Origin of the sequence: Janthinobacterium sp. (assembly GCF_009923995.1) — a bacterium.
GTDB lineage: Bacteria > Pseudomonadota > Gammaproteobacteria > Burkholderiales > Burkholderiaceae_D > Janthinobacterium.
In genome coordinates this window covers 13,498-26,976 of the sequence record NZ_RFSK01000053.1, presented here as the reverse complement: position 1 = coordinate 26,976, position 13,479 = coordinate 13,498, and the positions used below count along the sequence as shown (strand labels likewise).

Annotated in this window: 14 protein-coding genes; 9 read left to right on the top strand and 5 right to left on the bottom strand. The window is 63.0% G+C overall.

Going from position 1 to position 13,479, the window contains the following annotated elements:
- Positions 1-180: 180 nt before the first annotated feature.
- Genes EBS11_RS21830 through EBS11_RS21820 form a run of 3 tightly spaced genes read right to left on the bottom strand, consistent with a single transcriptional unit; the run spans position 181 to position 2,400 of the window.
- A complete protein-coding gene (locus EBS11_RS21830) occupies positions 181-1,128 on the bottom strand; it encodes a FecR domain-containing protein (RefSeq protein WP_290606327.1) in 948 nt (315 codons plus the stop codon).
- Positions 1,121-1,678, bottom strand: a complete 558-nt coding sequence (locus tag EBS11_RS21825; protein WP_290606326.1) for an RNA polymerase sigma factor — start codon at positions 1,676-1,678, stop codon at positions 1,121-1,123. Before EBS11_RS21825 ends, EBS11_RS21830 begins: the two co-directional genes overlap by 8 nt.
- Positions 1,679-1,680: 2 nt before the next feature.
- Entirely contained in the window at positions 1,681-2,400 is a 720-nt protein-coding gene (locus tag EBS11_RS21820; protein ID WP_290606325.1) for a secretin and TonB N-terminal domain-containing protein, read from the bottom strand.
- 192 nt (positions 2,401-2,592) lie between these two features.
- On the opposite strand from EBS11_RS21820, the gene EBS11_RS21815 reads away from it, so the two are divergent.
- The 5 genes from EBS11_RS21815 (at position 2,593) to EBS11_RS21795 (ending at position 6,915) form a co-directional block, all read left to right on the top strand.
- Complete coding sequence (locus EBS11_RS21815) at positions 2,593-2,958, top strand: hypothetical protein (protein WP_290606324.1); 366 nt, start codon at positions 2,593-2,595, stop codon at positions 2,956-2,958.
- Between the two features lie 94 nt (positions 2,959-3,052).
- Positions 3,053-5,401: a Tex family protein gene (locus tag EBS11_RS21810; protein WP_290606323.1), complete on the top strand. Its 2,349-nt coding sequence runs from the start codon at positions 3,053-3,055 to the stop codon at positions 5,399-5,401.
- 4 nt (positions 5,402-5,405) lie between these two features.
- Positions 5,406-5,879 (top strand): GNAT family N-acetyltransferase, encoded by a 474-nt coding sequence (locus EBS11_RS21805; RefSeq protein ID WP_290606322.1) that lies wholly within the window; start codon positions 5,406-5,408, stop codon positions 5,877-5,879.
- A gap of 105 nt (positions 5,880-5,984) precedes the next feature.
- Complete coding sequence (gene grxD, locus EBS11_RS21800) at positions 5,985-6,296, top strand: Grx4 family monothiol glutaredoxin (protein ID WP_034753766.1); 312 nt, start codon at positions 5,985-5,987, stop codon at positions 6,294-6,296.
- Entirely contained in the window at positions 6,289-6,915 is a 627-nt protein-coding gene (locus tag EBS11_RS21795) for a UbiX family flavin prenyltransferase (RefSeq protein WP_290606321.1), read from the top strand. Before grxD ends, EBS11_RS21795 begins: the two co-directional genes overlap by 8 nt.
- 187 nt (positions 6,916-7,102) lie before the next feature.
- On the opposite strand, the gene EBS11_RS21790 is transcribed toward EBS11_RS21795, so the two are convergent.
- Together EBS11_RS21790 and EBS11_RS21785 are read right to left on the bottom strand one after the other, a co-directional pair.
- Positions 7,103-7,429, bottom strand: a complete 327-nt coding sequence (locus tag EBS11_RS21790; RefSeq protein WP_290606333.1) for a hypothetical protein — start codon at positions 7,427-7,429, stop codon at positions 7,103-7,105.
- A gap of 89 nt (positions 7,430-7,518) precedes the next feature.
- Positions 7,519-7,926 carry a hypothetical protein gene (locus EBS11_RS21785; RefSeq protein WP_034753756.1) on the bottom strand — a complete coding sequence of 136 codons (408 nt, stop codon included), beginning with the start codon at positions 7,924-7,926 and terminating at the stop codon, positions 7,519-7,521.
- A gap of 716 nt (positions 7,927-8,642) precedes the next feature.
- Here EBS11_RS21785 and EBS11_RS21780 point away from each other — a divergent pair.
- The 4 genes from EBS11_RS21780 (at position 8,643) to EBS11_RS21765 (ending at position 13,424) form a co-directional block, all read left to right on the top strand.
- The gene (locus EBS11_RS21780; RefSeq protein WP_290606331.1) at positions 8,643-9,047 is read left to right on the top strand and encodes a MerR family DNA-binding transcriptional regulator; all 405 of its coding nucleotides are present in this window, start codon (positions 8,643-8,645) and stop codon (positions 9,045-9,047) included.
- A 126-nt stretch (positions 9,048-9,173) separates the two neighbouring features.
- Entirely contained in the window at positions 9,174-10,358 is a 1,185-nt protein-coding gene (locus EBS11_RS21775) for an isovaleryl-CoA dehydrogenase (protein ID WP_290606320.1), read from the top strand.
- Positions 10,359-10,411: 53 nt separating this feature from the next.
- Positions 10,412-12,235 (top strand): bifunctional isocitrate dehydrogenase kinase/phosphatase, encoded by a 1,824-nt coding sequence (gene aceK / locus EBS11_RS21770; protein WP_290606319.1) that lies wholly within the window; start codon positions 10,412-10,414, stop codon positions 12,233-12,235.
- Positions 12,228-13,424 (top strand): acetyl-CoA C-acyltransferase, encoded by a 1,197-nt coding sequence (locus EBS11_RS21765; RefSeq protein WP_290606318.1) that lies wholly within the window; start codon positions 12,228-12,230, stop codon positions 13,422-13,424. The genes aceK and EBS11_RS21765 overlap by 8 nt, the downstream gene beginning before the upstream one ends.
- Positions 13,425-13,479: the final 55 nt, after the last annotated feature.

Here is a 13,479-nt window from a genome sequence, read left to right as displayed (position 1 = left end):
GGCGACATTCCCTTTTCATGTTCCGTTGCTGACCGATATCGCGAGGCGGCGCGCGGCACGCACGGGGCGGGCGGCAGGCACTGATTCGCGGCTTCCAGCAGCATTGACAGGGAACAAGGTCCGGGACTGCAAAAGGTCATGAAAATGTCATAATTGGCGGCAGGCCATCGGCGTGCCGCGCTAGCCGAACAGCACGATGCCGCCCGGCAGCCGCGTCACGCGCGCGCCATACGCATCCTGGATCAGGGCGATCACGTCGTCGAGGCGGTCCAGCGAAAAGCTGGCCTGCACGCGCGTGTGTTTCAAGGCGTCGCCATTGAGGATCAGCTTGCCGGGACGGTAGCGGTTCACTTCCTCCACCACCTCGGCCAGGGTGCTTTGCTTGAAGACCAGCAGGCGCTGGCGCCACGCGCTGACCTCGCCCGCCCGCACCGTGCGCGTGATGCCGAAATGCGCGGGACGGTAGCGCAGCTGCTCGCCGGCAGCCAGTTCCGCATCGTTGCCGTTCTGCACCACGCGCAGGCGGCCCGCCAGGCACGTGACGCACACTTCCTGGCCAAACAGCCGGATATTGAAGCGCGCGCTGGCGGCCGAGACGCTGCCGTCGCCCGCCTGCACGCGCAGGCGGGCCGGGCCGCGCAGACCGGCCTGGAATTCCGCCTCGCCGGCCAGCAGCTCCAGCGCCGCCGTACCGTCCTGCAGGGGCGCCGCATCCAGGCGCGTCTGCGTATTCATCTGCACCAGCACGCCGCCGTCGAGCGCCACTTCGCGCTGCTCGCCCGTGCCCGTGGCGTAGTCGGCGCCCAGGCCCGCCACGGCCGGCCACAGGTCCGTGGGCGGGCGCAGCACCAGCAAGCCCAGCGAGGCCGCCACGGCGCCGCCCAGCCAGGCGCGCCGCGCCGTGTTGACCGGCTGCTGCGCCCGCCGGACGGCGCGCGCGGCCGGCGCCATCGCGCCCCACACGGCGCGCGCCTCGGCAAACGCCGTCGCATGCGCGCGGCTGCGCGCGCACCAGTGGCGAAACACTTGCGCATCGCGCTCGCTGACCTGGCCCGAGGCCAGGCGCACGACCCATGCCTGCGCTTCCTTCTGGATGACACCCATGTCGTCTTCCGCTTGTTCAATCATGATGGTTAGACGTTTTTCCCGCGCCGGGACCGAAGCGCTGGATGAAATCACGCCCCATGCGGGCGCAGCAATGTTCCAGGCCGGCGCGCAATTCCTTCTCGACCGTGCGGGCGGAAATGCCGAAGCGCTCGGCGATGTCGCGGTGCGGCAGCTGGTCGACGCGGGCGGCGATGACGATGGCGCGCCGGCGCTTCGGCAACTCCTGCAGGGCCCGTTCCAGCTCCTCGATCTCGGCGCGCGCGCTGAAGGTGCGGGCCGGGTCGGCCAGCTCGTCGGCCATCTCGTACAGCTCGTCGATGTCCGGCAGGCTGAGCAGGCGCGCATTGTCACGGCGTTGATCTTCCGCAATGTTGATGGCGATACGCATCAGGTAGGCGGACGGGTAGCTGATCGCTTCGGGCGCGTTCATCTTTTCCACTCGTAAATACGTTTCATGCAGCGCGTCGTTGGCCAGGTCTTCCGAGCCCAGGCGGCGCTGCAGGTGGCGGCGAAACTGGCCGTAGCGTTCCAGGAACAGCTTGCGCAGGGTGGCTTTCAGCACGTCCGTCACGGTCAGGGTGCTCCCGCCAGTGACAGATACGGCGCGCAGTCGGCAGCCGGGTCCGGCCGCGGCGTGAGGAGGATCGTCAGCGGCTGCGGCAGGCCGGCCGGCGGCGCGCCATCCATCAGCAGGCTGCGCAGGCGCTGCAGCACGGCGCGGTCGCGCTGCGCCACGCCGCTCGGCTCGAGCACGTGCACGTCGCGCACCCTGCCCCGCTCATCGAGCCACAGCTGGAAGGCCAGGCGGTAGCGGCCGAAGGCGTCCGGATGCAAACGGCACAGGGCGCGCGTGAGCGAGCGCTGCAGCACGGCCGCATACGCCGGCAGCCCCGGTGCGGCGGGAAGGGGCGCGGGCGCGGCCGGTGCCGCCGCAAGATCGTCGGCCAGCGCCAGCAGGGTAAACGCATTGCGGCCGCTGAAACGCACGCCCAGCTGCGTGCCCGCCAGCAGGCGCTGCAGCGCTTCGACCGGCGTGTAGTCGCCGCGCACGGGCGCGGCCATGCGCCCCGCCGCCAGTTCGCTGCTGACCAGCACGGAATAGCCGGTCGCTTCGCCAAACGCCACCAGAGCCGCGTCCAGCGGCTGGGCGGGCAAGTCGAAATACCGGCTCGCCGCCGGCGCGGCATCCATGGCGGACGCGGCCGGACACACGAAGGCCATCCATGTCATCAGCAGGCAGGCGGACAGGGCCAGGGCATTGCCCGTTGCGGTGCGGCGGTGGGGTCGTGTCATTTTCCAGGGAAATCAACGAGAACCTGCATATGAAGTGTCTTAACTGCAATGTTGCCTGCAGAATGGCAAGATCATAGCTTCACAAAATGACAACTGCATGACATGCGGCCCAGGCCCGGACGGGGTCCTGTCATCACGGCGACACATGGCCTTGCTACGCTGGCGGCTTCTTCATTCGCTACGGGAGCCAGCATGGCGCGCCTGTTCCTGACCGTCCTGCTGGCCTGTGCCGCCCTGTGCGCGCAGGCGGCCGACAAGGTCGTCATCGTCACGCCGGAGAAAACGGACGACCATTGCATGTCCACCGATGGTGCAGGCCGGCGCGTGCAATCGATGTCTTGCCTGAATGAAAAATTGCTGCCGGCGCCTGATGCCGCCACCCGGCAGCCGCCCGCCCTGTCGACGGCGGAAACGAATCTGCAGCGGCCGTCGAACCAGCTGGGCCTGTACAACCGCGCCGCGCTGGAACACCGCATGGGCAATGCCTTTGGCAAATCCGTCACGCCGCAGCGCCCGCCGCCGGCACCGCCCGCCAGCCCGCTGCTGCCGCCCCGCTGACGCCGTTGTCAACGCACAGTCCATTTGCGCTGTCAAGATTGCGCAATCGCGCCGATTGCGTATCATTCCAGGCTTGATCGCTCTGGAAACAACCATGCTGCCCACTATCGAACAACGCCTTGCCCTTGAACTTGCCGCCAAACCCGTGCAGGTTGCCGCCGCCATCGAACTGCTCGACGAAGGCGCCACCGTGCCCTTCATCGCCCGTTACCGCAAGGAAGCGACCGGCGGCCTCGACGATATCCAGCTGCGCCTGCTCGAAGAGCGCTTGCGCTACCTGCGCGAGCTGGAAGAGCGCCGCGCCGCCATCGTCGCCTCGATCACGGAACAGAACAAGATGACGCCCGAGCTGCTCGACGCCGTCATGCACGCGGAAGACAAGACGCGCCTGGAAGATTTGTACCTGCCGTACAAGCAGAAGCGCCGCACGAAGGCGCAGATCGCCATCGAGGCGGGCCTGATGCCGCTGGCCGACGGCTTGCTGGAGAATCCGGAACTGACGCCGGAAATGGAAGCGGGCAAGTTCCTGCGCGAAGCGTTTACTAGTGCCGACGGCAACAACCCGGGCGTGGCCGATACCAAGGCAGCCCTCGACGGCGCGCGCCAGATCCTGATGGAGCGTTTCGCGGAAGACGCAACCTTGCTGCAGACCCTGCGCGAATACGTGCAGGAACACGGCATCGTCGAATCGAAAGTGGTGGAAGGCAAGCAGGACGAAGGCGAAAAATTCGCCGATTATTTCGACTACTCGGAAACCATTTCCACCGTGCCATCGCACCGCGCCCTGGCCCTGCTGCGCGGCCGCCGCGAAGGCATCCTCGACGTCACCCTGCGCCTGGACACGGAAGCGGAAAAACCGAAATGGGATGCGCCGCACAACCCGTGCGAAGGCCGCATCGCCGCCCGCTTCGGCATCAAGGGCCTCGGCCGCCCGGCCGACAAATGGTTGCTTGATACGGCGCGCTGGACGTGGCGCGTGAAAAGCTTCATGCACCTGGAAACGGAACTGATGGGCGCGCTGCGCGAACGCTCGGAACTGGACGCCATCAACGTCTTCGCCACCAACCTGAAAGCGCTGCTGCTGGCCGCGCCGGCCGGCCAGCGCGCCACCATGGGCCTGGACCCCGGCCTGCGCACGGGCGTGAAAGTGGCCGTCGTCGATGCCACGGGCAAGGTGGTCGACACGGCCGTGATCTATCCGCACCAGCCGAAGAACGACTGGGACGGTTCCCTGCACACCCTGGGTCGTCTTGCCGCCAAGCACAACGTGTCGCTCATTTCCATCGGCAACGGCACCGCCTCGCGCGAGACGGACAAGCTGGCGCAGGACTTGATCAAGCAGCATCCGGAAGCGAAGATGACGAAGATCGTCGTCTCGGAAGCGGGCGCGTCAGTGTATTCGGCGTCCGAATTCGCCTCGAAGGAATTGCCGGACATGGACGTATCCCTGCGCGGCGCCGTCTCCATCGCCCGCCGCCTGCAGGACCCGCTGGCCGAACTGGTGAAAATCGACCCGAAATCCATCGGCGTGGGCCAGTACCAGCATGACGTGAGTCAAAGCCAGCTGGCCCGCTCGCTCGATGCCGTGGTGGAAGATTGCGTGAATGCCGTGGGCGTGGACGTGAACACGGCGTCGGCGCCCCTGCTGGCGCGCGTTTCCGGCCTGTCGGCCAGCGTGGCGCAAAGCATCGTCACCTACCGCGACATGAAGGGTGCGTTCACCTCGCGCGCGGCCCTGAAAGCCGTGCCGCGCCTGGGCGACAAGACCTACGAACAGGCAGCGGGCTTTTTGCGCGTGATGGGCGGCGAGAACCCGCTGGACGCCTCGGCCGTCCACCCGGAATCGTACCCGCTGGTGGAAAAGATTTTGGCCGACATCAAGAAGGACATCAAGGCCGTCATCGGCGAGACAGCCCTGCTGAAAACCCTCAGCCCGGCAAAGTACGCGGATGACACCTTCGGCGTGCCGACCATTTCCGACATCTTGAAGGAGCTGGAAAAGCCGGGCCGCGACCCGCGTCCGGAATTCACGACGGCCACCTTCAAGGAAGGCGTGGAAGAAATCCGCGACTTGCGCCCGGACATGATTCTCGAGGGCGTGGTCACCAACGTGGCCGCCTTCGGCGCCTTCGTCGACATCGGCGTGCATCAGGATGGCCTCGTGCACATCTCGGCCCTGTCGAACACCTTCGTCAAGGATCCGCACACGGTGGTGAAGGCGGGCCAGGTCGTGCGCGTGAAAGTGCTGGAAGTCGATGAAAAGCGCAAGCGCATCGCCCTGACCATGCGCCTGACGGACAGCGCGCCGCAGGCGGGCAGCAAGCCGGAACAGCGTGGCGACCGCAACGACCGCCGCAGCATGGCGCAGCACCAGTCGCAGTCGCGCAACGCGCCCGAGCCGGCCGGCAGCATGGCCGCCGCGTTCGCCAAGCTGCGCGGCTAAGTCCATGGCCGCCGGGCAGGACATCACCATCCTGGCGGCGGACGCCGCCGGCCCGGATGCGCAGTTGCTGCTCGATGCATTATCGGCGGCCTTGTTGCGCATCAATGGCGACAGCGGCCGCTCCTCGTTCGACGTGGAGGCGGCCACGCCGCGCGGCGGCTTCTATATTGCCCGCGACGGCGCCGGTGAACTGCTGGGCTGCGCCGCCCTGCGCCCGCTGGACGGCGTGGCGGACAGTCCCGTAGGCGAACTCAAGCGCATGTATGCGCGCCCCGGCTCTGCCGGCGTGGGCGCGGCCCTGCTGGCCCATGTGGAAGCGCAGGCGCGCCGCTTCGGCTATGCGCGGCTGCACCTGTCCACCCGCGTGGCAAATGCCCGCGCCATGGCGTTTTATGCCAAACACGGCTATGCACCCGTCATTGCCTGGGGAAAATACGTGGGCGCGGCGCAATCGGCCTGCCTGGGCAAGCCCTTATAAACGCCGGCGTGGCTCACTTGCCCGATTTATGACCTGGGCGCATACCCGCGCCGGCGTTTTCTTATAAAATGACGGCATCTATTTATTTACCCATCAGAGGCAGCTATGAGCGACGTACAAACCTGGATCAAAGAAACCGTGACGAACACGCCCGTCGTGCTGTTCATGAAGGGCACGGCCCAGTTCCCGCAGTGCGGCTTTTCTGGCCGCGCCATCCAGATCCTGAAAGCATGCGGCGTGGAAAACATCGCCACTGTCAACGTGCTGGATGACCCGGAAGTGCGTCAAGGTATCAAGGATTACTCGAACTGGCCCACCATTCCCCAGCTGTATGTCAAAGGCGAGTTCATCGGTGGTTCCGATATCATGAATGAAATGTTTGAATCGGGCGAACTGAAGTCCCTGCTGGATGCCTAATCAGCAGCAGCAGCAGCAGCAGCAGCGGCCGCGCCGTATCGTCGTGGCCATCACGGGCGCCACGGGCGCCGTGTATGGCTTGCGGCTGCTGCAATTGCTCGGCGCCATCCCCGGCGTCGAGACGCATCTGGTCCTGTCCGATGCCGCCGTACTGACCCTGCACCAGGAAACGGGCGTGGGGCGCAAGGATATCGAAGCGCAGGCGCACGTGGTGCACAAGCTGCGCGACATCGGCGCGAGCATCGCCAGCGGCTCGTTCCAATCGGACGGCATGGTCGTGGCGCCATGCTCGATGAAGACCCTGGCGGCCGTGGCCCATGGCCTGTCGGATAATCTGATCACGCGGGCCGCCGACGTGGTGCTCAAGGAGCGCCGCCGTCTGATCCTGATGGTGCGCGAAACGCCGTTCAACCTGGCGCACCTGCGCAACATGACGGCCGTGACGGAAATGGGCGGCATCATCTTCCCCCCCTTGCCCAGCTTTTATCACCATCCCGGCAGCATTGCGGAAATGGTCGACCATACGGTGGCGCGCGTCATCGACCTGCTCGGCATCGAGCACAGCCTGGCACCGCGGTGGAATGGCTTGAAGTCCGCTGGCGACACCCCTATCCTCTAGTTGGCGTCACTAATTCACTAATTCACTGGCATCACGATGCCTGACAAAAGCGTAGCGAGCGGCAGTGAGGCTCGGTGCCTCCGTGTGGTCAGGCAGCGCAACCGTGCTGAAGCACGGGGGCGCCGAGCCGATGAGGATCGCCGGCCGCAAAGCGCGACGCGCAGCAGCTTTGGTCAAGCATCCACCACTAGCGTTTTTCGAATTGCGTGGCACTGGCCTGCTTCAAATCCCTGGCTTCTTCCACCATCCTGCGGTGGGCGATCCGTTTGCGCATCACTTCCGCATGCTGCGCGGCAGTCATGGGAGGCACGGTCATCAAGTCCTTCAGCTGCGCGGTATTGCTGTAGTTACTTTTCATAAGACGGCTCAAATGCTCGGCTCCGTAGTGGATGAACTGGCTGTTTCTGATGTGATTATGCGCTGGTATTGGCCGCTGCGCCGCGGCAGGCAGGATTATTATCAAATAATCCCGCTGCAGCGCAACATGCGAGGTCTCATTGTGCGGCAAAATCATGTCTCCAGTATGACTCTGCGCAAATAAAAGAACAGGAGATACGCCGCCAGCGAAAAGCGGACGGCGCCGGCCTGAACAGGCCTGATGGACTACTTTTGGTAGTTGACTCTCACCAGCATGCGAATAAATTCACGCGCGATTTGACGATGATGTTCATCTAATCTTTGCAAATCGGCAATCAATTTCACATCGGCGGACTCAAAACGCGACAAGGCGCTGCCCGCTTCGCCATTCGGCGTGGCACTTTCCGGACCGCCAAAACGCAACCATTCCGCAGGCACGCCCAACCACTGGGCAATCATGCGCAATTTCTCTTGCGTGGGAATTGCTTCACCTACTAACCATTTCCTAGCAGCATGCACGGTAATCGGACGCCCGTCGAAACGGATATTGAATTCCCGCGCCAGTCTGGTCGGGCTGTCTGGAGAATAATGGGCGTTTTTGAGAGCCAACTGAAGTCGCTGGCTGAAGCTTTCGCGTTCGTTAGAAGAATTCATAGGTGTACTATTTCATGTTGTAACATGAAAGTCAGTTTCTTGAATGACCATACAGATTGTTACATTTGAAAAATGCATTAATTAACAATTAACACTCCGGCAGGGCTTTTCGGGTGAAAACCTGGGCCGAATTTTCTCTTGTTATCCTGCGTGGCTTCGGGTCAAATTCGCGGCTAGCCTTGATTTTCGCACTGCAGCACGATTCAAAGCCTCGGTTTGGCACTACAACGTACGGTATCGGATAATGCCTTCCTCCACCGATTAGTGCAATGCTCATGTCATACAATTTCTTATAGACAAAGTTTTCAGAAGGGCCATTTTGTTTTCAATATGGAAACAATCGTGCCGCCGTTCTCATAGTGCATCGTTGTTTTTTGATCGTGCCGAATGGCAAGAATTCGGCTCTCAAAATTTTACTGCCATCGCAGCGAAAGAAATGTCGCCATTCCGCCAAGAAAGCTCTTTTTGGTGTCATCTCGGCCACCAACTCTCGATCTTAAGCGGGTTTGTGCCCGATGAATCAATTTATTTTCAGTAACTGTTGCCGATATCGCCAAATCCCGTCTTTCCGGCCCCATTTTTCTGTGTTGCGGTACGGGCAAGGCACGCTACAATACAGTTGACGTTGACGTAAACGGCACTTTGCCGCCCTGCCTGCCTTGCAGCGCCCGATTCTTTCTACCGACCGCCCCATGCAACCAACACCGCCCGCATCCATGACGACCTATACCATTACCGAACTGGCGCGGGAGTTCGACATCACGGCGCGCGCCATCCGTTTCTATGAAGACCAGGGCTTGCTCAGCCCGAAACGCGAAGGTGCTGGCGGACGCAACCGCGTCTACACGCCGCGCGACCGCACCCGCCTGAAACTGACCCTGCGCGGCAAGCGCCTGGGCCTGGCGTTGTCGGAGATCAAGAGCCTCGTCGACATGTACGAGTCGCCGAAGGACACGCGCGCGCAGATGGACCGCTTCCTCGGCGTGCTGGCGCAGCACCGCCAGACCCTGGAACAGCAGCGCATCGATATTGAAATGGCCCTGGCGGAAATCAGTTCGCACGAAGATGCGTGCGCGCGCATGCTGGCGGATTTGAACATTGACAAGGCGCAAACAAACTAGCGCTCCCTGCGGCAGCACCGGTCGCGCGCGCCTCACTTTACGTTTACGTAAACGTCACAACTGAGTATCATAGCTTTACTGACCCGGCACCCATGACCGCCACACTATAACGACGACGAGGACGACATGCTCCATCTCCCAGGCTTGACCTTTGACCACGGCGAAGACATCGCCTCCCTGCGCGCAGCGATCCAACAATTTGCCGCCGCCGAAATCGCGCCGCGCGCGGCCGAGATCGACCGCACCGACCAGTTCCCCATGGATCTGTGGCGCAAGATGGGCGACATGGGCTTGCTCGGCATCACCGTCAGCGAAGAATACGGCGGCGCCGGCATGGGCTACCTGGCGCACATCATCGCCATGGAAGAAATCTCGCGCGCCTCGGCCTCCGTCGGCCTGTCCTACGGCGCCCACTCGAACCTGTGCGTCAACCAGATCAAGCGCAACGGCACGGCCGAGCAAAAGGCGAAATACCTGCCGAAACTGATCACGGGCGAACACATCGGTGCGCTGGCCATGTCCGAGCCGAACGCCGGTTCCGACGTCGTCAGCATGAAGCTGCGCGCCGACTTCAAGGGCGACCGCTGGGTCCTGAACGGCACCAAGATGTGGATCACCAACGGCCCCGACGCGGACGTGCTGGTGGTGTACGCGAAGAACGACCTGGAAGCGGGTCCGCGCGGCATGACGGCCTTCCTGATCGAAAAGAACTTCAAGGGCTTTTCCATCGCGCAAAAACTCGACAAGCTGGGCATGCGCGGCTCGCACACGGGCGAACTGGTGTTCCAGGATTGCGAAGTGCCGGCCGAAAACGTGCTGGGCGGCCTGGGCAAGGGCGTCAACGTGCTGATGTCGGGCCTGGACTTCGAACGTACCGTGCTGTCCGGCGGCCCGCTGGGCATCATGCAGGCCTGCATGGACCTCGTCGTGCCTTACGTGCACGAGCGCAAGCAGTTCGGCCAGGCCATCGGCGAATTCCAGTTGATGCAGGGCAAACTGGCCGACATGTATTCGACCATGATGGCGTGCAAGGCCTATGTCTACGCCGTAGGCCAGGCCTGCGACCGCGCCACCACGCCGGAAGCCGTGCGCCAGCTGCGCAAGGACGCGGCCGGCGCCATTCTGTATAGTGCGGAAAAGGCGACGTGGATGGCCGGCGAGGCGATCCAGGCGCTGGGCGGCAACGGCTACATCAACGAGTATCCGGCCGGCCGCCTGTGGCGCGATGCGAAGCTGTATGAAATCGGCGCCGGGACCAGCGAAATCCGCCGCATGCTGATCGGCCGTGAATTGTTTGCCGAAACCAAGTAAGCACGGGCGCGCGGATATCGACTGGGTGATGAGCTTTCAATGCGAGCAGACACATGACGCACATTGCCTTCCCCAAACTGCTGTCTTCCCAGATTGCATTCGATATCGCGCGCACCATCCGCGAAGGCTTCGACAAGCATTACCGGCTGTTCCGCGCCACCAGCCAGCAGGCCCGGCGCTACTTCGAGCAGGGCGCGTGGGCGGCGGCGCAGACGGCGGCCCGCGAGCGCATCGGCTTTTATGACCAGCGCGTGCAGGAATGCGTGCAGATGCTCGAAGATGAGTACGAAGAGTCGGAGTTGAGCGACGAAGTGTGGCGCGAACTCAAGCTGCACTATATCGGCATGCTGAGCGGCCACAAGCAGCCGGAACTGGCGGAAACCTTCTTCAATTCCGTCTGCTGCAACATCCTGCACCGCACGTATTTCCACAACGATTACATCTTCGTGCGCCCCGTCGTTTCCACGGAATACATCGAAACGGAAGAGCTCGTTCCCACCTACCGCGTGTATTACCCGGGCCAGGATGGCTTGCGGATCACCCTGCAGCGCATGGTGACGGACTTCCAGCTGGACTGCGGCTTTGCCGACCTGGCGCGCGACGTGGCCCAGGTGGAGACGCGGCTGCGGCAACTGTTCGGCGGTGAGCCGCTGGAACCGAACCACCAGATCCAGGTCCTGACGAGTTTGTTCTATCGCAACAAGGGCGCCTACCTGGTGGGCAAGGGCATCAACGGCAACCGCGAATACCCGTTCGTCGTGCCCATCCTGCACAACCGCCAGGGCAGGCTGGTGCTCGACACGGTGCTGTTCGAGCACCAGCAGATCGCCATGCTGTTCTCGTTTACCCGCGCGTATTTCCTGGTCGACATGGAAGTGCCGTCGGCCTACGTGCAATTTCTCCGAAGTTTGCTGCCGCGCAAACCACGCAGCGAAATCTATACGATACTGGGCCTGCAAAAACAGGGCAAGACGCTGTTTTACCGCGACTACCTGCAGCATTTAAAACATTCCTCGGACCACTTTGAAATCGCCCCCGGCATCCGCGGCCTGGTGATGCTGGTGTTCGCGCTGCCGTCGTTTCCCTACGTCTTCAAGGTGATCAAGGATTTCTATCCGCCGCCGAAGGAAACCACGCGCGCGCAGATCAAGGAAAAGTATTTGCTCGTGAAATACCACGACCGCGTGGGCCGCATGGCCGACACGCTCGAGTATTCCAACGTGGCCTTTCCCCGCGCCCGCTTTTCCGAGGAACTGCTGGCCGAGCTCAAGCATTTCGCCCCGTCCCTGGTCGAAGAGGACAAGGCGCAGATCATCATCCGCCACCTGTACATCGAGCGGCGCATGGTGCCGCTGAACATGTGGCTGAGCAATGCCGACAAGGAAGGCCGCGATGACCTCGTCGAACACGCCATCGTCGAGTACGGCAACGCCATCAAGGAACTGGTGGCGGCAAATATCTTCCCCGGCGACATGCTGTACAAGAACTTTGGCGTGACGCGTCATCAGCGTGTCGTTTTTTACGATTACGATGAAATCGAGTACATCACCGATTGCCAGTTCCGCGTCATCCCGCAAGCGCGCACGGAGGAGGAAGAAATGTCGGCCGAACCGTGGTATCCCATCGGCAAGCACGATGTGTTTCCCGAACAATTCGGCAGCTTCCTGCTGGGCAATCCCCGCATCCGCAAATACTTCATGCAGCACCATGCCGACCTGCTGACGGCCGCCTACTGGCAGGCGCGCAAGCAGCGCATCCTCGACGGCCATATCGAGGACGTCTTTCCCTATCCGCAACACATCCGTTTTTGTAAGCAGACGCACTACCTTCCCCCGGCGCCACAAACGCCATTGATACCGGAGATCCACCATGAATGATCCAGTCGTAATCGTCGGTGCCGCGCGCACCCCCATGGGCGCCTTCCAGGGCGATTTTGCCAACGTCACCGCCAGCGACCTGGGCGCCGTCGCCATCCGCGCCGCCGTCGAGCGCGCCGGCATCGCGCCGGATGCCGTCGAGCACGTGTATTTCGGCAATTGCCTGATGGCTGGCCAGGGCCAGGCACCCGCCCGCCAAGCCTTGCGCAAGGCCGGCTTGCCGGACTCCACCGGCGCCGTGACCCTGTCGAAGATGTGCGGCTCGGCCATGCAGACGACCATGTTCGCGCACGACACCTTGCTCGCCGGCAGCGCCGACGTGGTGGTGGCGGGCGGCATGGAATCGATGACCAACGCCCCTTACCTGGTGCCGAAGGCACGCGGCGGCTACCGCATCGGCCACGGCATGATCTATGACCACATGATGATGGATGGCCTGGAAGACGCCTACAGCCGCGATGAAAAGGGCAATGCCCGCTCGATGGGCACGTTTGCCGAAGAGTGCGCCAGCCAGTACGCCTTCACCCGCGAAGCGCAGGATGCATTTGCCATCGAATCCGTGAAACGCGCCCAGGCCGCCACCAAGGATGGCAGCTTCGCATGGGAAATCGTGCCCGTGACCGTCTCCGGCCGCGGCGGCGACACCGTCGTCAGCATCGACGAAGGCCCGCAAAAGGCGCGCCTGGAAAAAATCCCCACCTTGAAGGCGGCGTTCAAGAAAGACGGCACCATCACGGCCGCCTCCTCCTCGTCCATCAACGATGGCGCGGCCGCCCTCGTGCTGATGCGCGAATCGACGGCGAAAAAGCTGGGCTGCACCATCCTCGCGAAAATCCACGGCCACGCCACGCACGCGCAGGCGCCGAACGAGTTCACCACGGCCCCCATCGGCGCCGTGAAAAAACTCTATGCCAAGACGGGCTGGAGCAGCAGCAATGTGGACTTGTTCGAGATCAATGAAGCGTTCGCGGCCGTGCCCATGGCCGCCATGCACGACCTCGACATTCCGCACAGCAAGATCAACATCCATGGCGGCGCATGCGCGCTGGGCCACCCGATCGGCGCCTCGGGCGCGCGCATCATCGTCACCCTGCTGGGCGCCCTGAAAAAAACCGGCGGCAAACGCGGCGTGGCCGCCCTGTGCATCGGCGGCGGCGAAGCGACGGCGATGGCGATCGAACTGGTATAAGCTCTTCCCGAGCACGGGCGCGCACCGCAGTGCAGTGCACTGGTGCGCGCCTTTC